This is a genomic window from Streptosporangium sp. NPDC000509, from assembly GCF_042898365.1.
Lineage (GTDB): Bacteria > Actinomycetota > Actinomycetes > Streptosporangiales > Streptosporangiaceae > Streptosporangium.
This window is the reverse complement of the sequence record NZ_JBIAYX010000007.1, coordinates 331,635-356,049: the sequence shown is the minus strand read 5'-3', so window position 1 is coordinate 356,049 and position 24,415 is coordinate 331,635. Positions and strand designations below refer to the sequence as shown.

Annotated in this window: 19 protein-coding genes; 3 read left to right on the top strand and 16 right to left on the bottom strand. The window is 69.4% G+C overall.

Features of this window, described 5'->3' with window-relative positions:
• Positions 1-194: 194 nt before the first annotated feature.
• The 12 genes from ACFY3D_RS15945 to ACFY3D_RS15890 all read right to left on the bottom strand — a co-directional run bounded on the left by ACFY3D_RS15945 (position 195) and on the right by ACFY3D_RS15890 (position 14,778).
• Positions 195-1,703 carry a S1 family peptidase gene (locus tag ACFY3D_RS15945; protein WP_350945726.1) on the bottom strand — a complete coding sequence of 503 codons (1,509 nt, stop codon included), beginning with the start codon at positions 1,701-1,703 and terminating at the stop codon, positions 195-197.
• A 257-nt stretch (positions 1,704-1,960) separates the two neighbouring features.
• On the bottom strand, positions 1,961-3,496 hold the full coding sequence (locus tag ACFY3D_RS15940) for a S1 family peptidase (protein ID WP_389980031.1): 1,536 nt from the start codon (positions 3,494-3,496) through the stop codon (positions 1,961-1,963).
• A 169-nt stretch (positions 3,497-3,665) separates the two neighbouring features.
• Positions 3,666-5,168, bottom strand: a complete 1,503-nt coding sequence (locus ACFY3D_RS15935; RefSeq protein WP_389980029.1) for a S1 family peptidase — start codon at positions 5,166-5,168, stop codon at positions 3,666-3,668.
• Positions 5,169-5,552: 384 nt separating this feature from the next.
• Positions 5,553-6,725 carry a glycine C-acetyltransferase gene (locus ACFY3D_RS15930; protein WP_389980051.1) on the bottom strand — a complete coding sequence of 391 codons (1,173 nt, stop codon included), beginning with the start codon at positions 6,723-6,725 and terminating at the stop codon, positions 5,553-5,555.
• A gap of 61 nt (positions 6,726-6,786) precedes the next feature.
• A complete protein-coding gene (tdh, locus tag ACFY3D_RS15925; RefSeq protein ID WP_389980026.1) occupies positions 6,787-7,815 on the bottom strand; it encodes an L-threonine 3-dehydrogenase in 1,029 nt (342 codons plus the stop codon).
• Positions 7,816-8,246: 431 nt separating this feature from the next.
• Entirely contained in the window at positions 8,247-9,344 is a 1,098-nt protein-coding gene (locus tag ACFY3D_RS15920; protein WP_389980023.1) for an SPFH domain-containing protein, read from the bottom strand.
• Positions 9,345-9,420: 76 nt separating this feature from the next.
• The gene (locus ACFY3D_RS15915) at positions 9,421-9,858 is read right to left on the bottom strand and encodes an NfeD family protein (RefSeq protein ID WP_350945720.1); all 438 of its coding nucleotides are present in this window, start codon (positions 9,856-9,858) and stop codon (positions 9,421-9,423) included.
• 156 nt (positions 9,859-10,014) lie between these two features.
• Entirely contained in the window at positions 10,015-11,151 is a 1,137-nt protein-coding gene (gene fahA, locus ACFY3D_RS15910; protein ID WP_362926200.1) for a fumarylacetoacetase, read from the bottom strand.
• Positions 11,151-12,239, bottom strand: a complete 1,089-nt coding sequence (locus ACFY3D_RS15905; protein WP_389980020.1) for a hypothetical protein — start codon at positions 12,237-12,239, stop codon at positions 11,151-11,153. The genes fahA and ACFY3D_RS15905 overlap by 1 nt, the downstream gene beginning before the upstream one ends.
• A gap of 149 nt (positions 12,240-12,388) precedes the next feature.
• Positions 12,389-13,558, bottom strand: a complete 1,170-nt coding sequence (locus tag ACFY3D_RS15900; RefSeq protein WP_389980048.1) for a homogentisate 1,2-dioxygenase — start codon at positions 13,556-13,558, stop codon at positions 12,389-12,391.
• Positions 13,559-13,786: 228 nt separating this feature from the next.
• A complete protein-coding gene (locus ACFY3D_RS15895; protein ID WP_389980017.1) occupies positions 13,787-14,239 on the bottom strand; it encodes an iron chaperone in 453 nt (150 codons plus the stop codon).
• Between the two features lie 182 nt (positions 14,240-14,421).
• Entirely contained in the window at positions 14,422-14,778 is a 357-nt protein-coding gene (locus ACFY3D_RS15890) for a VOC family protein (RefSeq protein WP_362904912.1), read from the bottom strand.
• A 190-nt stretch (positions 14,779-14,968) separates the two neighbouring features.
• Here ACFY3D_RS15890 and ACFY3D_RS15885 point away from each other — a divergent pair, with 190 nt between their 5' ends.
• On the top strand, positions 14,969-17,776 hold the full coding sequence (locus ACFY3D_RS15885; RefSeq protein WP_389980014.1) for an ATP-binding protein: 2,808 nt from the start codon (positions 14,969-14,971) through the stop codon (positions 17,774-17,776).
• Between the two features lie 36 nt (positions 17,777-17,812).
• Here the strand turns inward: ACFY3D_RS15885 and nhaA are convergent, their stop codons facing one another.
• The 3 genes from nhaA to ACFY3D_RS15870 form a co-directional block, all read right to left on the bottom strand.
• Positions 17,813-19,126, bottom strand: a complete 1,314-nt coding sequence (nhaA, locus tag ACFY3D_RS15880) for a Na+/H+ antiporter NhaA (protein ID WP_389980011.1) — start codon at positions 19,124-19,126, stop codon at positions 17,813-17,815.
• A gap of 266 nt (positions 19,127-19,392) precedes the next feature.
• On the bottom strand, positions 19,393-20,205 hold the full coding sequence (locus tag ACFY3D_RS15875; protein WP_362904906.1) for an SAM-dependent methyltransferase: 813 nt from the start codon (positions 20,203-20,205) through the stop codon (positions 19,393-19,395).
• A 124-nt stretch (positions 20,206-20,329) separates the two neighbouring features.
• Positions 20,330-20,962 carry a helix-turn-helix domain-containing protein gene (locus ACFY3D_RS15870; protein WP_362520472.1) on the bottom strand — a complete coding sequence of 211 codons (633 nt, stop codon included), beginning with the start codon at positions 20,960-20,962 and terminating at the stop codon, positions 20,330-20,332.
• Between the two features lie 271 nt (positions 20,963-21,233).
• Here ACFY3D_RS15870 and ACFY3D_RS15865 point away from each other — a divergent pair, with 271 nt between their 5' ends.
• Positions 21,234-21,599: a LytR/AlgR family response regulator transcription factor gene (locus ACFY3D_RS15865; RefSeq protein ID WP_389980008.1), complete on the top strand. Its 366-nt coding sequence runs from the start codon at positions 21,234-21,236 to the stop codon at positions 21,597-21,599.
• Between the two features lie 60 nt (positions 21,600-21,659).
• Here the strand turns inward: ACFY3D_RS15865 and ACFY3D_RS15860 are convergent, their stop codons facing one another.
• Positions 21,660-22,319, bottom strand: a complete 660-nt coding sequence (locus ACFY3D_RS15860; protein ID WP_389980005.1) for a response regulator — start codon at positions 22,317-22,319, stop codon at positions 21,660-21,662.
• Between the two features lie 176 nt (positions 22,320-22,495).
• Between ACFY3D_RS15860 and ACFY3D_RS15855 the strand changes: the two genes are divergently transcribed.
• The gene (locus ACFY3D_RS15855; protein ID WP_389980002.1) at positions 22,496-24,352 is read left to right on the top strand and encodes a DUF4118 domain-containing protein; all 1,857 of its coding nucleotides are present in this window, start codon (positions 22,496-22,498) and stop codon (positions 24,350-24,352) included.
• Positions 24,353-24,415: the final 63 nt, after the last annotated feature.

Here is a 24,415-nt window from a genome sequence, read left to right as displayed (position 1 = left end):
CGCCGGCGACCACACCCACATGAACACACCACATCCACCCCCCCCCCCGGTGCCGCCCCCCCCCCCCAACCCCGAGAAAGGGGGGGGGGGGGGGCGGGGAAAAAAAAACCCCCCCCCCCCCCCCCCCGAAACTCCGCCCTGTTTCCGGCTTGTTTCGTCATCCACAGCCCGGAATCACCTTCTTGGGACGCGGGTTATGGCGCGTTGTATCCCAGGGTGTAGGCGCCGGAGCCGCTGAAGGAGACTATGCGGTATCGGTAGTAGCCGGCCGTGCCGGTATAAGTGATCTTCTCGTTGGGGGTCGGGCTTTCCGAGGTGGCGACGGTGACCCAGCTCTGGTTGTTCCACTTCTGCAGGTAGAGGTCGAAGTCGACGCTGCCGCTGCCGGCCAGGCAGGCGGAGTGAATGCCGTCGGCGGTCGACTGGTAGTAGCGGTTGTTCGGCTGATAGACGGACTGACCATTGGCCAGCGTGCCGGTGACGGTCCTCGAATAGCCGGTGCACGTGCCAGGGGCCGCCGGTGGCGGTGGGGGCGGGGTGGATCCGCTGCTGGTCGTCAGGGTCAGGCCGTAGGTGGTGAGGATCTCGCCGATCGGCTGGAAGTAGGTGACGCCGCCGGAGTTGCAGTCGCCGGAGCCGCCGGAGGTGACGCCCTGGGCCTGGTCGATGGAGATGAAGGAGCCGCCGGAGTCGCCGGGTTCGGCGCAGACGTTGGTCCGGGTCAGTCCGGAGACGGTGCCCTGGGGGTAGGTGACGCTGGCGTTGAGTTGCTGGATGGTTCCGCAGTGCCAGCCGGTGGTGGAGCCGGACCGGCAGACCGACGCCCCCTCGATGGCCACTCTGGAGCCGGCGACGTTCACCGTCTCGCCCGCGCCGTTGCTCACCCACGGCCTGGGTGTCCAGTTGTTGTTCACGGCGACCCAGGCGAAGTCGCTGTCCGGGAAGGTCGACCCCTGGAAGACACCTTGGTCGGCTTGGTTGAAGCCAGTGGTGGTGGCGCCCTTGGCGCCGCAGTGACCGGCGCTGACGAAAGCGTTCTGGGTCCCCTTGGTCACGGAGAACCCGATCGAACAGCGCTCCGAGGCGCCGATGTAGTAAGCGTTGCCGCCCACCAGGTCGGACAGGAGTTGGGGTCGTTCGATGGATGACACCACCCGCACCGCGACCGGGTCCACGTCGCTGGCCTCGATGGCGTCCTGGGTCGTCGACGGCACATCGGACAGGACGACGACCTGGTTGGTCCGCACGTTGACATAGCGCACCGGCCCGCCCGAGTGGGCGGACAGGGCCGTCTCGACCGTCTGGAGGGTCGAGTTGAGTTGCGCCAACGACCGGCCGACGATCTCGGCGCGGGCACCCCTGGTGACGATCTGGGGAGTGTGTTCTTTATCGGTGGTGGCCACCACGAGATTCTGTGCGAGGTCTCCGGTGAACCAGGAACCGCCGAAGTCGGCGCCGAGTTCTTCGCGGAGTTGTGCCTCGACCGGCGCCAGGCGGGTCTCGTTGAGCAGTCGGGCCTGGGCCTGCTCCGCGGTGAGATGGAGGTCGCGTTGCATGGCCGCGAGCATTCCCGGCGGTGGTTTCATCGTGGTCGCGGTGGTTGCGACGCCGGTCGTCAGGGGCCGGGCGGCGGCAGGGACGGCCGTCGCGGTAAAAGTGGTCGCCAGGACGCATCCCATGATGGCGGCATATCTGCGGGGCATCGGTCTCTCCTCGACCTTGACTATCCAAGAAAGAGGGGGGAGCGCCTCACACCATCGGTTGATCATGCGGTGCGGGCAGCACAACCTTAATTCAGCTGTTGTCGGTCGCGGCCACGGAAGCCACACGCCACGCGGGTGCGACTCCGGCGATGCTCGCCGGAGCATTCCGGGGCCCGGCGAGGGACACCGTCGATCGGGTCCTCGACCGTCCCGGACCTCCCGCCACCCCGTCGATGCCGTAGACCTCGGCGGTCGGGTCACCGGGAAAAGGTCGGAGTGGCAGGAGGTGAGACTTGGGCGCGTTGCGGCATCCTGTATTCCAGGCTGTAAGGGCCGGAGCCGCTGGAGGAGACCACGCGGTATCGGTAGTAACCGGCTGTGCCGGTGTAGTCGATCCTCTCGTCGGGGTGCGGGCTTTCCGAGGCGGCGACGGTGACCCAGGCCCGGTTGTTCCACTTCTGCAAATAGAGATCGAAATCGGTGTTGTCGTTGGCGTTCAGGCAACCGGAGTGGACGCCGCCGAAGGCCGAGTAATAGCGACGACCGCGCGGTTGATAGGCGGAACTACCTACGGTCAGCGAGTCCTCGGCGATGCGCGGATAGCCGGTGCAGGTGTTCGCGCCCGTGCCAGACGGGTTGGCGGTGGTCGTCAGGGTCAGGCCGTAGGTGGTGAGGATCTCGCCGATCGGCTGGAAGTAGGTGACGCCGCCGGAGGCGCAGTCGCCGGAGCCGCCGGAGGTGACACCCTGGGCCTGGTCGATGGAGATGAAGGAGCCGCCGGAGTCGCCGGGTTCGGCGCAGACGTTGGTCCGGGTCAGCCCGGAGACGGTGCCCTGGGAGTAGGTGACGCTGGTGTTGAGTTGCTGGATGGTTCCGCAGTGCCAGCCGGTGGTGGAGCCGGACCGGCAGACCGACGCCCCCTCGATGGCCGCTCTGGAGCCGGCGACGTCCACCGTCTCGCCCGCGCCGTTGCTCACCCACGGCCTGGGCGTCCAGCCGTCGTTCACGGAAACCCAGGCGAAGTCGCTGTCCGGGAAGGTCGACCCCTGGAAGACACCCTGCAACACCCGGTTGAAGCCGGTGGTGGCCTTGCCCTGCGCACCGCAGTGACCGGCGCTGACGAAAGCGTTCTGGGTCCCCTTGGTCACGGAGAACCCGACCGAGCAGCGGGACGTGGTGCCGATGTAGTAGGCGTCGCCGCCCACCACGTCGTAAAGGAGCCGCGGGCTCTCGGCGGAGTGCACCGCCTGCACGGCGTTCGCGCCCACACCGCTGGCCTCTATCTCATCCTCAGTGGCTAAAAGATCCGAGGTGAGGATGACGATCCTGTTGCTCTTCACATCGATGAAGCGCACTTTTCCCCCGGCAGTGGACAGAGACGCGTCAGTGATCGCCAGGGCCTTGTGGAGGTCCGGGAGCGACCGGGTGACCACCTCACCCCGTGCGCCCGCGGCGATGATGTCGGGAAGATCGGCGGGGGTGGTGGTGGTTACCACGAGGGTCTGCGCGATGGTTCCGGTGAACCAGGAACCGCCGAAACGGTCACCGAGCTTCGCGCGGAGTTGTGCCTCGACCGGCGCCAGGCGGGTCTCGTTGAGCAGTCGGGCCTGGGCCTGCTCCGCGGTGAGATGGAGGTCGCGTTGCATGGCCGCGAGCATTCCCGGCGGTGGTTTCATCGTGGTCGCGGTGGTTGCGACGCCGGTCGTCAGGGGCCGGGCGGCGGCAGGGACGGCCGTCGCGGTAAAGGTGGTCGCCAGGACGCATCCCATGATGGCGGCATGTCTGCGGGGCATCGGTCTCTCCTCGACCTTGACTGTCCAAGAAAGGGGGAGAGCGCCCCATACCACTGGCGCATCGTGCTACGCGGGCAACACATAACCTTAATTCAGCCGATGCCGGTCACAGCCACATAAGCCATACGCCACGCCGGACAACGATTTCCAGCGAAGGCCACCGGGCAGGTCACGGTGCCTTGTACCCCAGAAGGTAGGCGCCGGAGCCGCTGGAGGAGATTACGCGGTATCGGTAGTAACCGGCCGTGCCGGTGTAGTCGATCTTCTCGTTGGAGGTCGGCCCATTGGAGGTGGCGACGGTGACCCAGGCCTGGCCCTCCTGCTTCTGCAGATAGAGGTCGAAGTCGGTGCCGATGGTACCGGCCAGGCAGGCGAAGTGGGGGCCGTCGGCGGTCGACCGGTGATAGATCGCCTGGTGAGCGGGCTTCCCAGCGATCAGTCGGCCGTCGGCGGTGTGCGGGTAGCCGGTGCAGGTGCCCGTGCTCGGAGGCGGAGGATTGCCATTGGTGGTCACCAGGGACAGGCCGTAGGTGGTGAGGATCTCGTTGACCGGCTGGAAGTAGGTGACGCCGCCGGAGTTGCAGTCGCCGGAGCCGCCGGAGGTGACGCCCTGGGCCTGGTCGATGGAGATGAAGGAGCCGCCGGAGTCGCCGGGTTCGGCGCAGACGTTGGTCCGGGTCAGTCCGGAGACGGTGCCCTGGGGGTAGGCGATGCTGGCGTTGAGTTGCCGGATGGTTCCGCAGTGCCAGCCGGTGGTGGAGCCGGACCGGCAGACCGACGCCCCCTCGATGGCCACTCTGGAGCCGGCGACGTCCACCGTCTCGCCCGCGCCGCTGCTCACCCACGGCCTGGGGGTCCAGTCGCCGTTCACCGCGATCCAGGAGAAGTCGCGGGACGGGAACAGCGATGCCTGGAAGATCCCCTGAGGGCCCCGGTCGACGTTGGCGCTGGTGGTCATCCCCACCGTGCCACAGTGACCGGCACTGACGAAACCGTTCTGAAGACCGCGGACCACGGAGAAGCCGATCGAGCAACGGGTTGTGGCACCGACGTAATAAGCCTCGCCACCCACCAGATCGGAAAGGGGCTGGGGCCGCTCAGAGGAGGAGAGCACCCGCACCGCGCTCGAATTCACGCCGGCGGCCTTGAGGACGGCCCTGGTCGTCGACGGCACATCGGACAGGACGACGACCTGGTTGGCCCGCACGTCGACGTAACGCACATGCCCTCCAGCGAACGGGTGAGTGGACAGGATCTCGTCCGTCTGCTTCTTGATCACGTTGAGTTGCGCCAGCGACAGGCCGACCACCTTGCCCCTGGCGCCCTCGGCGAGGATATGGGGAAGATCGGTGGGGGTGGTGGTGGCCACTACAAGAGTCTGCGCGACGGGTTCGGTAAGCCACGAACCAGCGAAACGGTCACCGAGTCTTCTATGGAGCCGCGCCTCGATCTCCGTCAGGCGGGTCTCGTTGAGCAACCGGGCCTGGGCCTGCTCCGCGGTGAGATGGAGATCGCGCTGCATGGCCGCGAGCATTCCCGTTGGTGGTTTCGTCGCGGACACGGTGGCCGAGGCGTCGGACGTCAGGTGCCAGGCGACGGCGGGGGCGGTCGTCGCGGTAAGGGCGGTGACCGCCAGGACACATCCCATGATGGTGGCATGTCTGCGGGGCATCGGTCTCTCCTCGACCTTGACTGTCCAAGAAAGGGGGAGAGCGCCCCATACCACTGGCTCATCGTGCTACGTGGGCAACACGTAACCTTAATTCAGCCGATGCCGGTCACAGCCATGAAAGCCACACGCCACGCGGACGACGATTTTCAGCGAAGAGCACATGAGCGTTCCTCGCGTTCGCCTGAACACACCATGCCCGGACTCCCGTTCGGGGTGCCCGGCGACTTCCGGCGGGGAACTCGCCGGGCACCCCGGTAGACGAACGTGTGGTGGAGGGGGCCGGGCACGACACCCCGGGTCCGGGGCCGGGTGCGGTGTTTTTACCCGCGGGCCGCGGCGAACGCCCGTCAGCGGGTGTTCGCCGGTGAGCTCCACCGCGGGTGTTCAGCCACGGGCGGTGGCGAAGGCCTCCAGCGCGCGGTCGACGTCCTCGGACGAGTGGGCCGCCGAGAGCTGGACCCGGATGCGGGCCTCGCCCTTCGGGACGACGGGGTAGGAGAAGCCGATCACGTAGACGCCCAGCTCCAGCAGGCGTTCGGCCATCGCGGCGGCCTCGGCGGCGTCGCCGATCATCACCGGGACGATGGGGTGGTCACCGGGCAGGATGTCGAATCCGGCCTCGATCATGCCGATGCGGAACCGCTCGGTGTTGGCGCGCAGCCGCGTCCGTGCCTCGTCCGAGCCGCTGATCAGGTCGAGGACGCGCAGCGAGGCGGCGGCGATCACCGGGGCGAGGGAGTTGGAGAACAGGTAGGGGCGCGAACGCTGGCGGAGCAGCTCGCAGATCTCCCCGCGCGCCGCCACGTAGCCGCCGCTCGCCCCGCCGAGCGCCTTGCCGAGCGTGCCGGTGAGGATGTCGACCCTGTCCCGTACGCCGTGCAGCTCGGGGGTGCCCCCGCCGTTGTCGCCGACGAAACCGACGGCGTGCGAGTCGTCGACCATCACCATCGCCCCGTACCGCTCCGCCAGGTCGCAGATCTCGTTCAGCGGCGCGACGTAGCCGTCCATGGAGAAGACACCGTCGGTGACGATCAGCCTGCGCCGGGCGTCGGCGGACTCCTTGAGCCGCGCCTCCAGCTCGGTCATGTCACGGTTGGCGTAGCGCAGGCGCCGGGCCTTGGACAGGCGGATGCCGTCGATGACGCTCGCGTGGTTGAGCGCGTCGGAGATCACCGCGTCCCGGTCGTCGAGCAGGGTCTCGAACACGCCGCCGTTGGCGTCGAAGCACGAGCTGTACAGGACGGTGTCCTCCTGGCCGAGGAAGTCCGACAGCCGCGCCTCCAGCTCCTTGTGCACCTCCTGGGTGCCGCAGATGAAGCGGACGGACGCCATGCCGAAGCCCCAGCGGTCGAGGGCCTCCTTGGCGGCGGCGACCACCTCGGGATGGTCGGCCAGGCCCAGGTAGTTGTTGGCGCAGAAGTTCAGCACCTCACCGCCGCCGGCCACGGCGATGTCGGCGCGCTGCGGGGTGGTGATGACCCGTTCGGGCTTGAGCAGCCCGGCTTCCGCGATCTCGTTCAGGGTCGTACGGAAGTCGTCGCGCAGGTTGTCGAACATCAGGCCGTCCAATCCGAGGTGGTCTTTCCGGTTCCGCCGAGGTCGCGGTGGGGGCCGGGCATCAGGTCGTCCAATCCAGGATGACCTTGCCGGTCCTGCCTCCGGCGGCGGTGTCGAAGGCCGCGTCGAAGTCGAGGTAGGAGAAGCGGTCGGTGATCACGGGGGTGAGGTCGAGGCCCTTCTCCAGGAGTACGGACATGGCGTACCACGTCTCGTACATCTCCCGGCCGTAGACGCCCTTGATGGTGAGCATCGAGGTCACGACCGTCGCGAAGTCGACGGCGAACTCCTCGGCGGGCAGGCCGAGCATGGCGATCTTCCCGCCGTGCGACATGGAGGCGATCATGTCGCGGAGCGCCTTCGGGTTGCCGGACATCTCCAGGCCCACGTCGAAGCCCTCGCGCATGCCCAGCCCGTTCATGCCCTCTTGTATGGAGGTCTCCGCGACGTTCAGGGCGAGGGCGACCCCGAGCTTGCGGGCCAGCTCCAGCCGCTCGGGGCTGACGTCGGTGACGACCACGTTGCGGGCGCCCACGTGGGTGGCGACCGCGGCGGCCATCAGCCCGATCGGCCCGGCGCCGGAGATCAGCACGTCCTCGCCGACCATCGGGAACGTGAGGGCGGTGTGCACCGCGTTGCCGAACGGGTCGAAGATCGCGGCCACGTCGAGGTCGACCGGGACCCGGTGCACCCAGACGTTGGAGGCGGGGAGCGTCAGATATTCGGCGAAGGCGCCGTCGCGGTTCACCCCCAGCCCGATCGTGCTGCGGCACAGGTGCCGCCGACCGGCCATGCAGTTGCGGCACTTGCCGCAGACGAGGTGCCCCTCGCCGCTCACCAGGTCGCCGCGGGTGATGTCCTCCACGCCGGGCGCGACCTCGACGACCTCGCCGCAGAACTCGTGGCCGATGACGAGCGGCGTGTTCAGCGTCTGCCGGGCCCACGCGTCGAAACTCCGGATGTGCAGATCCGTGCCGCAGATCCCGGTGCGCAACACCTTGATCAGCACCTCGCCGGGTCCGACGGACGGCTCCGGCACGTCGACGAGCCACAGACCGGGCTCGGCCCTCTCCTTGACCAGTGCCTTCATCGCGGATTCCCCCTCGGTTTCGACCATACGCACTGTGCCCGGTCGCCTTCGGGGGTGTCCATCGCGGTTTTCTTAACCCCGCCCACAGCGTTGCTTCACGCCCGGGTCCCGGGACCCAGGGGGATACCCAGACATTTCTCCCTAAACCGGCCGAACAAACGGGTCCGACCGCGAGATCTCGACTGGAGCACCGGTCAGGTCGTCTCCTTCAGGCCCCAGCCGGTGATCACCGAGGACCACCTGGTCGTCGAGATCGACACGGTCCCGTACTTCCAGGGCACCGACCCCCGCGACGGCCCGGGGCCGGGCGCGGATGCCCGCGCCGACGAACACCGGTCATGATCGTTGCCCTACGAGCCTCGGCCATGAAAAAGGTCCTCCCGCCCGGATCGCCGGGGCGGGAGGACCAGGAAGAGAAACCCTCCTCCGGGTCAGGGGCGGTGCTCCTCCTGGAGGTGACGCTCCTGCTGCGACTCCGTCTCCGCTCCGAGGAGGCCGTTGCCGGGGAGAGGCACCGGAGGCGCGTTGAGCTGGCGGGGGCCGAGATCGGTCTCGGCGGCCTCGGCGACCGCGTCGGCGGCCGCCTGCTCGGCCTGCTTCCGCTCCTCGGCCGCCGCCTCGTTCACCCTGGGGGTCTCGCGGACGGCCGACGACTGCGGCAGCGCCTCGGTGAACGCCTTGGAGACGCCCTGGATGGCGGAGGTGACCTCGCTGGGAATCACCCAGAACGTGTTGTTCGGGCCGTTGGCCAGCTCGGGCAGGACCTGCAGATACTGGTACGCCAGCAGCTTGGGGTCGGGGTCGTTGCGGTGCACGGCCTGGAAGACCTCGTCGATGGCCTGCGACTGACCCTCGGCCTTGAGGATCGCGGCGCTCCGGTCACCCTCGGCCCGCAGGATCGCGCTCTGCTTGTCACCCTCGGCGGTCAGGATCTGCGACTGCCGCTGGCCCTCGGCGTTGAGGATCGCGGCGCGCTTGTCCCGCTCGGCGCGCATCTGCTTCTCCATCGCCTCCTTGATGCTCTTCGGCGGGTCGATGGCCTTGATCTCCACCCGGTTGACCCGGATGCCCCACTTGCCGGTCGCCTCGTCGAGCACACCTCGCAGCTGGCTGTTGATCGTGTCACGCGAGGTGAGCGTCATCTCCAGGTCGAGCGAGCCGACGACGTTACGCAGCGTGGTGACCGTGAGCTGCTCCACGGCCTGGATGTAGTTGGCGATCTCGTACGCGGCGGCCCGGGGGTCGGTGACCTGGAAGTACAGGACCGTGTCGATCTCGACGACCAGGTTGTCCTCGGTGATCACCGGCTGGGGCCTGAAGGAGACGACCTGCTCACGCAGGTCGATCATCGGATAGACCCGGTCGATGTAGGGGATCACGAAGTTCAGGCCGGGCTTCAGCGTGCTGTGATAGCGGCCGAGTCGTTCCACGTTGCGGGCTCGCGCCTGGGGGACGATGCGCACCGAGCGGATCACGGTGAACACCGCCAACAAAGCGATGAGCAGTCCGGCTACGAGTAGAGGATCCATGGCGTCACTCCCGACGTGGATTTATTTATGGCGGCACTCCCGCGGTCCGGCTGGATGGGCAGAGGGGCCGTGGCGTTCACTCCCGTGGATACACGAGTGCGGTCGCGCCTTCGATCTCGATGACGTCGACGGTCGCTCCGGCGGGGATCACCAGAGTCTCGTCGTAGGCCCTGGCGGACCACTCCTCGCCGCCGATCCGAACCCGGCCGTCCCTGCCGGTCACCTCGCTCAGGACGTAGGCGGACCTGCCCACGATCGCCTGGATCCCGAAGCGCTGGCTCCGGGGTTGCAGCTTGGCGATGTGGCGCTGGGCGACGGGACGGACCAAGGTCACTCCGGCGGCCATGGAGGCGACGAACACCACGAGTTGGAGCGGGATCGGCAGCCCCAGCGCGGCGGCGACGGAGGTGATGAGGGCGGCGCCCCCGAGCAGGCCGAGAGCGGTGGTGAGGGTGAGTATCTCTGCGACACCAAGCGCCACAGCCAAGATCAACCAGATGACCCAATACTCCATGCTCCGACCCTCCTGTCCTACTTGTACAACGTTCCGGACGTCAGGTAGGTTCCTTTGCCCACCGTATGCCTTTCGCCATGTCGCGGACAGGCCCGGTTCTCCCCGCAGGCCGCCATTTCGAGCGCCTCGGCTCATCCCTTCCCTCGAATCGCCGGGTTACCGCGCGGGCTCGATCCTTCCGGAGACCTCACCCAGAGTGATGACGGTCCCGCCGGGTCCCGGAGCGGTCGCGGTGATCGTGACGGTGTCCCCGTCCTCCAGGAAGGTCCTGGCGGAGCCGTCGGGCAGCTTCAGCGGCTCGGTCCCGTTCCAGGTCAGCTCGATCAGCGAGCCGCGCTCGCCCGGCCCGGAGCCGGAGACCGTACCGCTCGCGTAGAGATCGCCGGTGCGCAGGGCGGCGCCGTTGACGGTCATGTGGGCGAGCATCTGGTCGGGCGTCCAGTACATGTCCCGGTACGGGGGACGGGAGACGACCTCGCCGTTCACGGAGACCTCCATCCGCAGGTCGAGCCCCCACGGCTCCTCGCGGCGCAGGTAGTCGAGCGGCTCGGGATCCTGCCGCCTGCCCTCGACACGCGCCTCCGACAGGGCCGCGAGCGGGGTGATCCACGGAGACATCGAGGTGGCGAAGGACTTGCCGAGGAACGGGCCCAGCGGGACGTACTCCCACGCCTGGATGTCGCGGGCACTCCAGTCGTTGACCAGGGTCACGCCGAACACGTGGTCCTCGAACCGTCCTGCCCGCTCCCCGAGGGCGGTCGGCGCGCCGACGACGAATCCCAGCTCCGCCTCGATGTCCAGCTTGGCGGAGGGGCCGAAGACCCCCGCGCCGCGCTGCCCGGAAGGCCGGGTGACCGGGGTCCCGGACACCACGACCGTCCCCGCCCTGCCGTGGTAGCCGACCGGCAGGTGACGCCAGTTCGGCTTGAGCGGCTCCTCGTCGGGGCGGAACATCCGGCCCAGGTTGGAAGCGTGCTCCAGCGAGCAGTAGAAGTCGACGTAGTCGGCCACCTCGATCGGCAGGTGCAGGGTGACCTGGTCGAGGGGGATGAGGTGCGGCCTCACCACCACATGGTCGGTGCTCAGCTTGTTCTGGATCAGGGCCCGGGTGTCCCGCCACGCGGCCGGGCCCCTGGACATGAAGGCGTTGAGCGATCCGGTGGCGAACACCTCGTCGTGCAGCGCCCCGGCCAGGTCGACCACGTGGTCTCCGTACCGGACGCCGACGCGAGGGGTCTCTCCCTCATGACGGGAGAAGACTCCGTAGGGCAGGTTCTCCAGGTCCCAACCCATTACACGTTCTCCTCTGTTGTGTCGGGGGCGGCCATGCCGTGGGCCGCTCCGCCGGTGGTCGCTGTATCGGGGATGGCGGTGCCGGTGGTGGTGGTGTGGGGCGCCGTGCCGGCGGGGGCGGGCGGGCGCCGGGCGATCAGGCCCAGCGCCACCAGGTCCTCGATCGGGGTGTGCGTGTCGCACGACCCGTACGACACCAGCAGCTCCCTGGCGCGTGCCGAGGTGTCGTCGGGCACGGCCTGTGCCAGCCGTACCAGCTCGCCGACGTCGGTGAGCTTCAGCACCGGCACCGGGTCGCGGTCCTCCACGGCCGCGCAGACCGCGAGGACCAGGTTGAGGAATCCGTGCCGGTCGACGCCGAGCGCGGGATCGAAGTGGCGGACCGCGTTGTGCAACCCCGCGGTCGCCTTGAACGGCACGCCGTGCCTCGCGCAGTGCGCGATGAGGGTGCCCAGGTCCGCGGCGCTGGGAAAGGCACCCGCGGTCAGCCCGCCGCAGCGGAACTTCAGACCGGGGCCCTCGCCGTCGCGCGGCAGGGAGGTCAGGGAGGCCAGGGAGGCAGGGTCGCCGGCGGACACCTCGACGAACAGCCGGGCGTCGCCGGGCAACCGTCCGGCCAGTCGCTCCCACACCGCTCCGGGGGTCTCGCCCGGCGCCTGCCGCACCTCGACCAGCTCGACGGCGACGTCCTCCAACGGCGGGATGTCGGGGGTGTCGAGGATCAGACCGAGCCGGATGGGAAAGGTGAGGTGGTCGCGGAGCTCCCCCAGGCGTCCGGCCGGGCAGAGGAACCGGTGGGTGAGCACCGGGTCGTTGCCCGCCAGGTCGTTCCTGTGGCGTTCCAGGGCCTCCGCCATCGGCAGCCCGGTCGGCGGGAACAGCCCCGCGTCGTCGACGAGCTCCCGGAAGAGCGTCGCCGTTCCCATGCCCACACCGCTCACACCTGCGCCGCTCACACCTGTGCCGTCCACGTCCGTGCCGCTCGCGCCCGCACCGCTCGCGTCCGTGTTGTCCACGCCCGTGCCGCTCGCGTCCCTACCGTCCACGCCGGCGCCCGTTCCCGTTCCCGTGCTCGCGTCTACGCTCATGGTTCTGCCCCTACCCCGTGGCGGGTCGGAGGTCGCGCTCGGACCGGAGACCGTATCCGTGTTCGTGGTCACGTCCGGGGACGCTCCCGCGTTCGTGTCCCGGCCTCGGGCCGTGTCCGGAGGCGGCTCCGGGTCCGGGGCCGCGTTCGTCAACGGGCCCACGTCCACGCGTACGCGGGGTCCTCCACGGAAAGCCCGGCGGGACCCAGGTCGAGGGGGCGGAAGGTGTCGACCATCACGGCCAGCTCGCTCGTCTGCGTGTGGCCCTGCCGGACCGCCTCGATGACGGCTTCGACGGCGCCCGGCTGCGGCCCGTGCGTGAACCCCGCCGGGTGCAGGGAGACCGAGCCGACGTCGATGCCCGATCCCTTGCGCGCCGTGTAGTCGCCGCCCGCGTAGAACATCAGCTCGTCGGAGTCGACGTTGTGGTGGTTGTACGGGATCGGGATCGCGTCGGGGTGGAAGTCGAGCGGCCGGGGGCAGAACGAGCAGATCACGAAGTTGGGACCCTCGAAGGTCTGGTGCACCGGCGGCGGGGCGTGGGTGCGCTTCACGATCGGCTCGAAGTCGTTGATGTTGAACGCGTACGGGTAGAGGCAGCCGTCCCAGCCGACCACGTCGAACGGGTGGTCGCGGTAGACCAGCCGGGTGAGCCCGCCGCGCGTGCGGACGAGCACCGGCACCTCCTCGCCCTCGGCGATCAGGGGCTCCTGCGGGGTGCGCAGGTCGCGCTCGGAGTAGGGGGCGTGCTCCAGGAACTGGCCGTATTTGGACAGATAGCGCTTGGGCGGCCGGATGTGACCGGCCGCCTCGATGGTGAACGCCGTGACGCGGCCCTTCGGCACCCACCGGTGGATCGTCCCGGTGGGGACGACGACGTAGTCACCCTCCCCGGCCTCGATCGCCCCGTACGTCGACTCGAACCTGACCTGCCCGCTCGCGATGTAGACGCACTCGTCGCCCATGGAGTTGCGGTAGAGCCCGCTGGGTTCCTCGCTCGCGGCGTACGACATGCGGACGTCGGCGTTCCCGGCGATCAGCCCGCGCCCGGAGACGAGGTCCCCCTGGGGCTTGAGGTCCTGGGTACGCAGATGGCGGGGGGAGAGCGGCACGTTGGGGGTGAGGTTTCGCGACTCGTCGGGCTCGACGGCCTCGGCCTTGACGATCGCCGTGGGGAGGTGACGGTGGTAGAGCAGCGACGAGTCGCTGGAGAACCCCTCCTCGCCCATCAGTTCCTCGGCGTACAGCCCGCCGTCGGGCCGCCGGAACTGCACGTGCCGCTTGCGGGGGATCTCCCCGACGACCCGGTAGTACGGCATCCGCTTCTCCCAGCTCTGTCCGTTTATAGGACGCATACGTCCTTTATACGAACAACCATCTGTCAGGGGGATGGGAGATGTCAAACGTCGTCCCAGAGTGTCCGTCCCGTAGGAATCCCACCTCCGCCGGGCGCCGCCCCGGTGACGTACGCGAGCCGACGCCGTTCGAGCGAAGTGATGTACGGACCCGACTCGGCGCGATTCGGGGCGCACGTTCCCGGGCGAGTCTCAGCGCACCGCCTGCTTCACCAGCGCGCTGATCCGCGCCTCCACCTCGGCCGTCACCTCGGTCAGGGCGAAACCGGCGGCCCACATCGCGCCGTCGTCCAGATTCGCCTGGTCGCTGAACCCGAGCGTCGCGTAGCGTGTCTTGAACTTGGCCGCGCTCTGGAAGTGGCACACGATTTTGCCGTTCAGCGCGTAGGCGGGCATCCCGTACCAGAGCTTCGGCGCGAGGGCCGGTGCGTCGGCGGTGATGACGGCATGGACGCGCTGGGCCAGGATCCGGTCCGATTCCTGCATTTCGGCGATCTTCGCGAGCACGTCCCGCTGGTCCTGCGCCGCCTTGTCCGCGCGCGAGCTGCGGCGCGCCGCCGTCTTCCGCTCCTGGGCATGGTCCTTCATCGCGGCCCGCTCCTCGGCGGTGAATCCCTCGTACGTGCTGCCTTCGGTGCTGCTCATGGCGGATCTCCTCCTGGAGGATCTTGATTTTCTGGATTTCGAGAAGGGACCTTGTGGTCCTCGGTGGTGATGGCGTCGTCGAGGTCGTCTCGCCGCCCGCCTCAGCGGATCCTTCGAGCGAGGTGGGTTCGTGGTCTTGTCGGCGGCCGCCAAGCGGCGGGCATGGCAGGGGCAGGCGGCGATCAACGGTCCTGCAGAAGCCCCAGGACGTTGCCGTCGAGGTCGACGACGGTGGCCACCAGGCGTCCGCCGCCGACCTCGTGCGCGGCCTCCCGGACGATGGCCCCCGCGGCGATCACCTCGGCCAGCTTCGCCTCGATGTCCGGTACGTGCCAGTAGGCCACCGGCGAGGTCATGCCCTGCGGTCCACCGCCCGGCACCAGCCCGATGTGCTGGCCCTCGACCTCGAAGCCGACGTAGTAGGACGAGTCAACCTGGGGCGGGACGCCGAGCAGGGCCGCGTACACCGTCTTGGCCTTGGCCAGGTCGGACACCGGGTGCAGCACGGTCTTGATTCCCTGGGCGGAAGAGCCGGTCATGGTCACTCCTGTGGTCGTGGGCCTCGTCGACCCGCTGTTCGCGTGTTCACAGCTTCGCCTCCGGCCTGCCCGGCCGGCATCCGTGGTGACCACGGAACCGCCCACGGAACCGCCCACGGATCGACGGCACGGATCGCGCCCGGTGGCCACCACGGATGAGAGCACGGAGGGGGTGCGGCAATATGTGACAGTGATTGCAGCAGCGGACATATCGCCCCGGGAAGCCGAAGTGCTGGAGCTGGTCGGGGCCCATCTCAGCAACGCCGAGATCGGGGCACGGCTGCACATCTCGGTGCGCACCGTGGAGAGTCACGTCTCCTCGCTGCTGCGCAAGCTGGAGGTGCCGGATCGGCGGGCGCTCGCCCGCCGCGCGTCCGAGCCGATCGGCGTCGGCCCGTCTCACCCTGCACCGGTTCTGCCGGCCCCGCTGACCTCGTTCGTCGGCCGGGTGAGCGAGCGGGCCGAACTGGCCGAGCTGATCAAGGAACACCGTCAGGTGACCGCGGTCGGTTCCGGCGGGGTGGGCAAGACGCGGCTGGCGTTGGCGGTGGCCGCGGAAGCGGCCGGCGAGTACGCCGACGGGGTGTGGTTCGTCGACCTGGTTCCGGTCACCGATCCGGACCTGATCGCCACGGCGGTCGCCGGGGCGCTCGGCCTCGGTGAGCAGCCCGGCCGCGACATGACCGAATCCGTGCTCGCCGCGCTGGCCGACCGCCGTGCGCTGCTGGTGCTGGACAACTGCGAGCACATGGTGGACGGGGTGACGCTGTTTCTCGAGCGGCTGCTGGCGGCGTGCCCTCGGATGACGGTGCTGGCGACCAGCCAGGCACGGCTGATGGTGCCGTTCGAACGGGTGTATCCGGTCCCGCCGCTGTCGCTGTCCGTCGACGGTGAGTCCGACGCGGTCGCGTTGTTCAGGGAACGGGCGGCGGCGGTGGGCCGGTCGCTGGATCCCGCGCTGCGCGATCAGATCGCCTCGATCTGCGAGCGGCTGGATGGGATGGCGCTGGCGATCGAACTGGCCGCCGCCCGGTGTTCCACGCTCGGGCTGGACGGCATCAACGCCGCCCTGTCCCATCCGCTGCGGATGCTGACCGGTGGCTCCCGTGCCGACGAGCGGCACCGTTCGGTGCGGGGGGCGCTGGACTGGAGCCATGCTTTGCTGGAACCGGCCGACCGGGCGCTGCTGCGCCGGGTGTCGGTGTTCGTGGCACCGTTCACCGCTGCCGCGGCGGCGGAGGCGGCCGGGGGCGAGGAAGGCATCGTCGCCGAGGGACTGGCACGGCTGGCCGAACAGAGCCTGCTGGTGGTGACGGGGTCCCCGGGCGGGACCAAGTACCGGGCGTTGGAGACCATCCGTCAGTACGGGGTGGAGCGGCTGGCCGAGGCCGGTGAGCTGGTCGACGCCCGATCCCGGCACGTTCGCTGGTGCCTGACCAAGGCCGCCGAGCTGGCGATGGTGCGAGCCGACTGGCGGGCCCGGTTCGACGCGGTGGTGGACGATCTACGCGCCGCCCTGGCGTGGGCGGCCGACCGGCCGGAACAGCGCGCGGACGCGTACCGCCTCGCTCGGTTCATGGCGGAGCTGACCTTCGTCCGTCACCTGATCGGCGAGTCTCAGGGGCGCTACGAGCAGGCCGCCGCGCTCGCCGACGACCCCGCCGCCGGGGCATCGATGCTCCGGCACGCCGCGGCCGTGGCCGGCTGCCGGATGCACGGCGATGACATGTACCGCCTGCACCGTGCGGCCGCGGAGGCCGCCGACCGGGCCGGTGACACCGCCGGCGCCGCCCGTGACCTGGCGACCGCCGCCGCCAACGCCTACCGGTTCTCCGGAAAGTTCGTCAGGAAACTGCCACCGGAAGAGGTGATCACGCTCATCACCCGGGCGCGGAAGCTGGGCGGCGACGATCCGGCCGCCCAGGGCGCGGTGGCGTTGGCCGAGGCCGGACGGGCGCTCACCGAGATCGGTGCCGCACCGGGCGTGAACGACAACGCGATTCCCATGGCGATCGCACGCGCCGAACGAGCGGTCGAACTCGCTCACCGCACGGGTGACCCGCTCGCCGAGTCCGCCGCGCTCGATACGCTCACCTGTGCTCGGAGCTGGGCCGGCGGCCCGTTCGCCGCCGCCGACTCGGCCCGGCGCCGGATCATGCTGCTCTCGTCCACACCGGACACCCCGGCCGGTACCCACGAGCTGATCGAGGCGCTTGGTGAGGTCACCGAGGCCGGCCTCGGCACCGGCGACCTGCCGGGGGCCCGCCGGTGGGCGCGGCGACTCGCGGATCATCCGCTGCTGGCGGAAGTCGGCCATCGTGCCACGAGCTGGCTCCTTGTGACCGACGCGATGGCGGGCAACGTCGAGGAGGTGGTCACCGGCAGCGTCCGGTTCCTCGACGCGTGGCAGCAGGCCGGCAGCCCCGCCAGGTCCGTCCTCGGCCCGTCGGCGGCCGCGGTGGCGATGATCCACGGCCTACGCGACGACCAGGACGCCTGGCGCGAATGGAGCGCGGTCCTGAATCGTCTCGACCCCTCACCGGGCAATACCCACGGCTACGGGGCGGTCTTCGACGCGATGCTCCTGCTCCACCGTGGGCGGGCACCGCAGGCGCTGGAGCGGCTGGCGCCTGAGCCCGGCGAGGTATGGCAATGGGTCACCTGGATCTGGCTGCACTGGTATGTGGCGCTGCGTGCCGAAGCCGCCGTACTCGCCGGGAGCTCCGATGCCCGCGACCGTCTGGCCGAGGCTCGGACCGTCGTGGCCGGCAACCCGGTCGCCACCGCCATCGTGGAACGGGCCCAGGCGCTGCTCGACGACGACCGGGAGCGGTTGCTCGCCACGGCGGACGCGTTTGACGCCGCCGGCTGTCGCTATCAGTCGGCGCGGACCCTGGTGCTCGTCGGCGGCGGCCACGCCGCCCGTGGCGCGGCCGCGCTGGCCGATCTCGGTTTCGCTCCGATGGCCCCACCGGATGCGCCCCGGAGCCGTTTTTGAGTACGGCCTGCCGGGGTGTCATCGGCAGGCGTCCTCTCAGGGCTGCTGGTAGGCGTCGGGGATGCCGTCGCCGTCACGGTCGACGGTCTCGGCCTCGTGGATGCGCCGGTAGATGCGATTGCGCATGCGGAGGATGAGTGTCGCGAGCAGGGCCGCGACGAGGGAGCCCGTGAGGACCGCCACCTTGACGTGGGCGTCACTCTCGCTGCCGGCCCCGAACGCCAGCTCCCCGATGAGGAGGGAGACGGTGAAGCCGATGCCGGCGAGTATCGCGAGCCCGGCCACGTCCACCCAGCTCAGGCTCTCGTCCAGGTCGGCGTGGGTGAAGCGGGACACCAGCCAGGTCGCGGCCATGATCCCGATGGGCTTGCCGACCACGAGCCCGATGACGATGCCCACCGCGATCGGGTCGGTGAGGGCGGAGGCGAGGCCGCTCAGGCCGCCGATGGCCACCCCCGCCGACATGAACGCGAAAATCGGCACGGCCACCCCGGCCGAGATCGGTCGCATGCGGTGCTCGAAGTGCTCGGCCAGGCCGGGTCCGGCGCTGGGGCCACCGGCCCGCTCGCTGCGGACGACCGGCACGGTGAAGGCGAGCAGCACCCCGGCGACGGTGGCGTGCACACCCGAGGCGTGCATCAGCGCCCAGGTCGCGGTGGCGAGCGGTAGCAGCAGCCACCAGGCGCGCACCCGGCGCCGCACCAGCAGGGCGAAGATCGCCAGCGGCACCAGCATGCCCAGCAGGGGCAGCAGCGACAGGTGCGCGGTGTAGAAGAGCGCGATGATGGCGATGGCGAGCAGGTCGTCGACCACGGCCAGGGTGAGCAGGAAGGTGCGCAGCGCCGTGGGCAGGAACCGGCCGACGACCGCGAGCACGGCCAGCGCGAAGGCGATGTCGGTGGCCGTCGGGATCGCCCAGCCCTTGCCCGCGTAGTCGGCCGCGTCGCTGGAGAGGGTGACGAGCAGATACAGCCCGGCCGGGACGATCACACCGCCGAACGCCGCCGCGACCGGCACCGCCGCCCGCCGCACCTGGCGCAGGTCGCCGGCGACGAACTCGCGTTTGAGCTCCAGCCCGGCCACGAAGAAGAAGATCGCCAACAGCCCGTCGGCGGCCCAGGTGGCGAGGGTCAGATCCAGGTGCAGGACCGCGGGCCCGATCCTGATGGCGCGCAGCGCCTCGTAGGCGCCCGACCAGGGGGAGTTCGCCCAGATCATCGCGACTACCGCGCCGACCAGCAGCAGCGCTCCGCCGACGGTCTCCCCGCGCAGGATGTCGGCGATGCGGCGGGCCTCGTCCCACGAGCCGCGGCTGAACAGGCGAGGCGTGCCGGGAGAGGTGTTGCCCATGTGAGCTCCGCTTCAGGGGTCGGGTCGGACACTGCCGACCAGACTTCCCGGCGCACCGCCGTTCACCATACCCATGGGCTCGGCGGAACCCGACGGAGGGTGCCCACGTGTCAGGGTCGCCCGTGGCGCGGTCGCCCATCGTCCGGCGGCCCCGATGGGCACGGAAGGTGCCACGTGTCAGGGCCGCCCGTGTCAGGGCCGGTCGCCCGCGGTCCGGCGGCCCTGAGGGGCAGGGCGTGCTCAGGGCCCGCTCGGGCAGGGCGTGCTCAGGGCTTGCGTCCCACGGCGCAGAACTCGTCCACCTCGCGGAGGCCGCCGACGATCGACGGTCCCGGACGCCAGAGCGGGCACGAGACCACGCCGGGTTCCACCACTTCCAGCCCTTCGAAGTAGCTCTCGATCTGCTCGGGACTGCGGAGGGTGTACGGGACCGAGCCGGCCTCGTTCCAGATGGCGATGGCCTTCTCGAACTCCACGCCCCGGATCACGTTGGTGCCGTCGGCCACCGCCAGGTAGCTGCCGGAGGGCAGGGCGGCGAGCAGGCGGCGGGTGATCGCCCGTCCCTCGTCGATGTCGGTGATGTGACCCAGGATGTTCATCAGCATCAGCCCGACGGGCCTGTCGAAGTCCAGGGTGTTCCCGGCGGCCTCCAGGATCCTGTCGGGGTCGCGCAGGTCGGAGTCGATGTACTCGGTCGCGCCCTCGGAGGTGCCCGTCAGCAGGGCGCGGGCGTGCGTGAGCACCATGGGGTCGTTGTCGACGTAGACGATGCGCGCGTCCGGGGCGACCCGCTGGGCGACCTGGTGGGTGTTGTCGACGGTGGGCAGCCCGGTGCCGATGTCGAGAAACTGACGGATCCCGCCCTCACCGGCCATGTACTCGACGGCGCGGGAGAGGAATGCCCTGGACGAACGAGCGATATCGACGATGTCAGGAAAAATACCGACGAACTGGTCGCCGATTTCGCGGTCGATGGCGTAGTTGTCCTTGCCGCCGAGCCAGTAGTTCCAGATGCGGGCGGAGTGGGCCACGCTGGAGTTGATCGTGGAGGCATCGTGCGGGGAGGTCTCGTCGGACACGGCCTGCTCTTTCTCTGATGCAGGGGAAGGAAGATCCTATTTTGCCATCTTGCCGGTTCCGTGCCGTTCTTGTCCGCATTTGTCTATTTATTTGATTATTTAGCTGATCTGCGATGAGGAAACCTCAGGTCAGCGAGGCGGACAGCTCCTCGGCGGCGGCGACGACCCGGGGCCCCACGGTGTCCGGATCGAGCCGGGTGAAGGCGACCACGCCCACCGACGCCTCCAGCCAGGGGAGACCGGCCACCGGGGCGGCGATGCCTCTCGCCCCCTCCTGGAGCTGGCCCTCGGAGAGCAGATAGCCGGTGCGGCCCTCGCGCAGGGCGAGGATGGCCAGTCCCGCCGCACCCCGGCTCAGCGGGTGGCGGGAGCCCTCGCGGTAGGCGACGTGCATGTTCGTCCAGGAGGGTTCGACCACCGCCACGGCGAGGCCGTCGTCGCCTTCGGCCACCGTGAGGTGCGCGGTCGCCCCCACCTCCTCGGCCAGCCCGCGCAGGGCGGGGAGGGCGCCCTCCCGCAGCAGCGGTTGCACCGCGCGGGCCAGGACGAGGACCCCGAAGCCCAGGTGGACGCGTCCGCCGCCGTCCCTGCGGACGAAGCCCTCGTTCTGGAGGCTGGTGAGCAGCCGGTACACCGCCGGGCGGCTCAGCTCCAGCTCCGCCGCCAGCTCCGTGGGGGTGTGCCCCCGCCGTCCGTCGGCGAGCAGGCGCAGCAGGCGCAGGCCGCGCTCCAGGGTCTGCGAGGATTCGGCCGGCATCTAGGAGGCCCACTGGGCTGGAAGCATGTCCCGATTATCGCTTGGTATTCGGGATGCCCTCCTGCCGGGAACCTCGCTCCGGTGCGGGCCGGTGGAGCGACGCGGAGGCGGCCGAGCAGGCATGTCCGGCCCGCTCCGGTGCGGGCCGGTGGCTCCCGCGGGGGTGGGCTCCGGCGGGCGGCAGAAGCCGGTGGACCGTAGAAGCACTCCTCTATCCGGTTTTCCCGCTAGCTGCAATGCCAGGAAGCCGCCTTCCTGGAATCCTTGAATCGTGGCCATACGCTGTCTCATCGTCGATGACAACGATCACTTCCGCTGCGCCGCCCGCGCGCTGCTCGAGGGGGAGGGGATCGCCGTGGTCGGCATGGCCGCGGCGAGCGACGACGCCCTCCGGCAGGTCGACGACGCCCGGCCGGACGTCGCGCTCGTCGACATCGATCTCGGTGAGGAGAACGGCTTCGAGGTGGCCCAGCGGCTCGTGGACGGTCACCGTCGCCCTCCGCACGTCATCCTGATCTCGACGTACGAGGAAAGGGATTTCGAGGAGATGATCGCGGGCAGTCCCGCCGTCGCGTTCCTCTCGAAATCCGCCCTTTCCGGGGCGGCGATTCGCGAGATCCTCCAGGAGGCCGGGTAGGAAGGGGGATTCTCACCGGTGACGTCGTGCTTTCGTGGCCGACGTCCTCTCGATCGTCGCTCAGCGGGAGTCGAGGAAGGTCAGCACGGCGAGAACGCGGCGATGGTCGTCCTCCGTCCCCGGGATCTGCATCCTGGACAGGATGCTGTGCACGTGCTTCTCGACCGTCCCTTCGGTGATCCAGAGTTTGTGTGCGATGCCGGAATTGGAGCGTCCCTCCGCCATCAGGGACAGGACCTCCATCTCACGCGTCGTGAGAAGTCCCAGCGGGTCGTCCCTGCGATGGGACCTGATGAGCTCCTTCACGAGGCTCGGATCGACGACCGAGCCGCCCTGGGCGATGCGCTCAAGAGTCTCCACGAAGTCCTCCACGCCGGTGACCCGGCTCTTGAGCAGGTAGCCGACCCGATGCCCCGTCGCGAGAAGCTCCATCGCCTCCTCCACCTCGATGTGCGCCGACAGCAGGAGGATCCCCGTCTCGGGAAACTCCTCGCGGATCACCCGCGCCGCGTCAAGGCCCTCGTTGGTGTGGGTCGGGGGCATCCGGATGTCGAGAATGACGAGATCGGGCCGGTGCGACCGGACGAGGGCGAGGATCCCCTCCGCGTCCCCGGCCTGGCCGACGACCTCCAGGCCCGACCGCGACATGAGGCTCGCCATCCCCTCGCGGAAAAGCACGTCGTCGTCCGCCAGCGCTATTCTTATGCGGTCCTCACTCACCGCTCTCGCCCCCTTCCCCGCTGTTTCCCGCCGCATTGTTGTTACAAAAATGGTCACGCGAGATCAAAGGATTCATTCCTTTGTCACTCCGGGTGGCCGTCCATGCGCCGCCAGACCGGAATTCGGCCGGACAGGAGCCGTCAACCCCCCTCTGACATGCGAGTATCTTAGTCTCTATGCCGGAACGGCTGCTGTCGTTGCTGCTGCGCACAAAGCGTCCACCCCTTTCGGCGGGGATCATCTGTGTCGTCCTGAGTGTCGCGGCGGGAGCCCTGCTGTCTCTTCTCCTGGAGAGCATGGCTCCGGGCATTTCCCTGGGAGGGATCTATCTTCTCGGCATTCTGCTGATCTCGCTGGAGTGGGGGCTGGGGCTCGGGCTGGTGAGCGTGGTCGCCAGCGCCGCCGCCTTCGACTACTTCAACCTTCCGCCCCCGGGGACCCTCTCGCTCGAGACACGCTGGCTCTGGGCCCCGCTCCCGATCTTCATCGTCGTCGCGCTGGCGACCAGCGCGATCGCGGCACTGGCGCGCTCACTGGGCATCCGGGCGGAGCAGCGTCGTCGCGAGGCGGACCTCTCCACACGACTGGCCCACATCCTGCTGCGCGCGGAGAATCTGCGGGCGGCGCTGCCGGCGTCCTCACGTCTGCTGGCGGAGGTTATGGAGGCGCCGAACGTGGAGATCCGGCTCGGGGAGGTGCCCGCGGAGGAGGGGGGAGAGGCGATACCGCTCACCGAGAACGACGTCAGGACCGGCACGCTGCTCCTGCCCGCCCGCCTTCCCGAGGCCGTACGAAGGCGCCTGCGTGAGCGGATGGTGCCCTCCCTGGAGGCGCTGCTGCTGGCGGCCCGTGATCGCGAGAACACCGGGATCGCCCTGGCGGCGAACCGCGACAAGCTCCGCCGGATCGCCGAGGAGCAGATGGCGCTGCGGCGCGTCGCGACACTCGCGGCGCAGGGCATCTCCTCGACGGAGCTGTTCAGCGCGGTCGCCTTCGAGGTCGGTTCCCTCATGGAGGCGGAGCACGCGGCGATCACTCGCTACGACCCCGGCCACGTGACGGTGGTGGGCTCGTGGAGCCGGCAGGACTGCCTGGACAAGACGCTGCCCATCGGCTCGGAGTGGCCGCTCGACGAGGTGAGCCTCACGGCCATCATGCTGAGGACGGGGCGTCCGGCACGAAGGACCGATTACGTGCAGGGCGACGGGGCGATCGCGCGGTGGTCGAAGGCGGGAGGGATCGTCGCGGGGATGGGTGCTCCCGTGATCGTCGACGGGAGCCTGTGGGGCGGACTGCTCATCTTCTCCACCACCTCGCAAACGAAGTTCGAGGAGATGGAGGAACGCCTGGCGGACTTCGCCGAACTGGTCGGTACGGCCATCATGAAAGCCCAGAACCGCGCCGATCTCGCCGCCTCCCGCGCCCGGGTCGTCGCCGCCTCCGACGAGACCCGCCGCCGCATCGAGCGCGACCTGCACGACGGAGCCCAGCAGCGCCTGGTCTCGCTCGGACTCGAACTACGCGCCATGGAGGCATGCGTGCCACCGTCGATGACGGAGCTGAGGAAACAGATCTCCCACACGGTCCACGGGCTGACCGGGGTCGTGAACGATCTGCAGGAGCTCTCACGCGGTATCCACCCGGCGATCCTCTCGAAGGGCGGGCTCGTGCCCGCGCTGAAGACGCTCGCGCGCCGCTCCGCCGTTCCCGTCGATCTCGAACTCGCCTCCGTCCCGCGCCTGCCGGAGCGCGTCGAAGCGGCCGTCTACTACACGGCGGCGGAGGCGCTCACCAACGTGGTGAAGCACGCGAACGCCTCCGTGGTGTACGTCACGCTGGACATGAACGGATCGGGCGTCCGGCTCTCGGTCCGCGACAACGGAAGCGGGGGAGCCGACTACGGCAAGGGGTCGGGGCTCATCGGGCTCAGGGACCGTGTCGAGACGCTCGGCGGCAAGCTGAAGGTCGTGAGTACGGAGGGGGAGGGAACATCGCTCTCGGTGACGGTGCCGGTGGTGACGGCGCCTTCGTGACGGCGCCTTCGTGACGGCGCCTTCGTGACGGCGCCTTTGTGACGGCGCCGGTGGTGACAACGC

Coding starts and splice junctions, on each gene's coding strand:
- ACFY3D_RS15945 (WP_350945726.1), bottom strand. CDS start 1,703: ATGCCCCGCAGATATGCCGCCATCATGGGATGCGTCCTGGCGACCACT.
- ACFY3D_RS15940 (WP_389980031.1), bottom strand. CDS start 3,496: ATGCCCCGCAGACATGCCGCCATCATGGGATGCGTCCTGGCGACCACC.
- ACFY3D_RS15935 (WP_389980029.1), bottom strand. CDS start 5,168: ATGCCCCGCAGACATGCCACCATCATGGGATGTGTCCTGGCGGTCACC.
- ACFY3D_RS15930 (WP_389980051.1), bottom strand. CDS start 6,725: ATGTTCGACAACCTGCGCGACGACTTCCGTACGACCCTGAACGAGATC.
- tdh (WP_389980026.1), bottom strand. CDS start 7,815: ATGAAGGCACTGGTCAAGGAGAGGGCCGAGCCCGGTCTGTGGCTCGTC.
- ACFY3D_RS15920 (WP_389980023.1), bottom strand. CDS start 9,344: ATGGATCCTCTACTCGTAGCCGGACTGCTCATCGCTTTGTTGGCGGTG.
- ACFY3D_RS15915 (WP_350945720.1), bottom strand. CDS start 9,858: ATGGAGTATTGGGTCATCTGGTTGATCTTGGCTGTGGCGCTTGGTGTC.
- fahA (WP_362926200.1), bottom strand. CDS start 11,151: ATGGGTTGGGACCTGGAGAACCTGCCCTACGGAGTCTTCTCCCGTCAT.
- ACFY3D_RS15905 (WP_389980020.1), bottom strand. CDS start 12,239: ATGAGCGTAGACGCGAGCACGGGAACGGGAACGGGCGCCGGCGTGGAC.
- ACFY3D_RS15900 (WP_389980048.1), bottom strand. CDS start 13,558: ATGCCGTACTACCGGGTCGTCGGGGAGATCCCCCGCAAGCGGCACGTG.
- ACFY3D_RS15895 (WP_389980017.1), bottom strand. CDS start 14,239: ATGAGCAGCACCGAAGGCAGCACGTACGAGGGATTCACCGCCGAGGAG.
- ACFY3D_RS15890 (WP_362904912.1), bottom strand. CDS start 14,778: ATGACCGGCTCTTCCGCCCAGGGAATCAAGACCGTGCTGCACCCGGTG.
- nhaA (WP_389980011.1), bottom strand. CDS start 19,126: ATGGGCAACACCTCTCCCGGCACGCCTCGCCTGTTCAGCCGCGGCTCG.
- ACFY3D_RS15870 (WP_362520472.1), bottom strand. CDS start 20,962: ATGCCGGCCGAATCCTCGCAGACCCTGGAGCGCGGCCTGCGCCTGCTG.
- ACFY3D_RS15855 (WP_389980002.1), top strand. CDS start 22,496: ATGCCGGAACGGCTGCTGTCGTTGCTGCTGCGCACAAAGCGTCCACCC.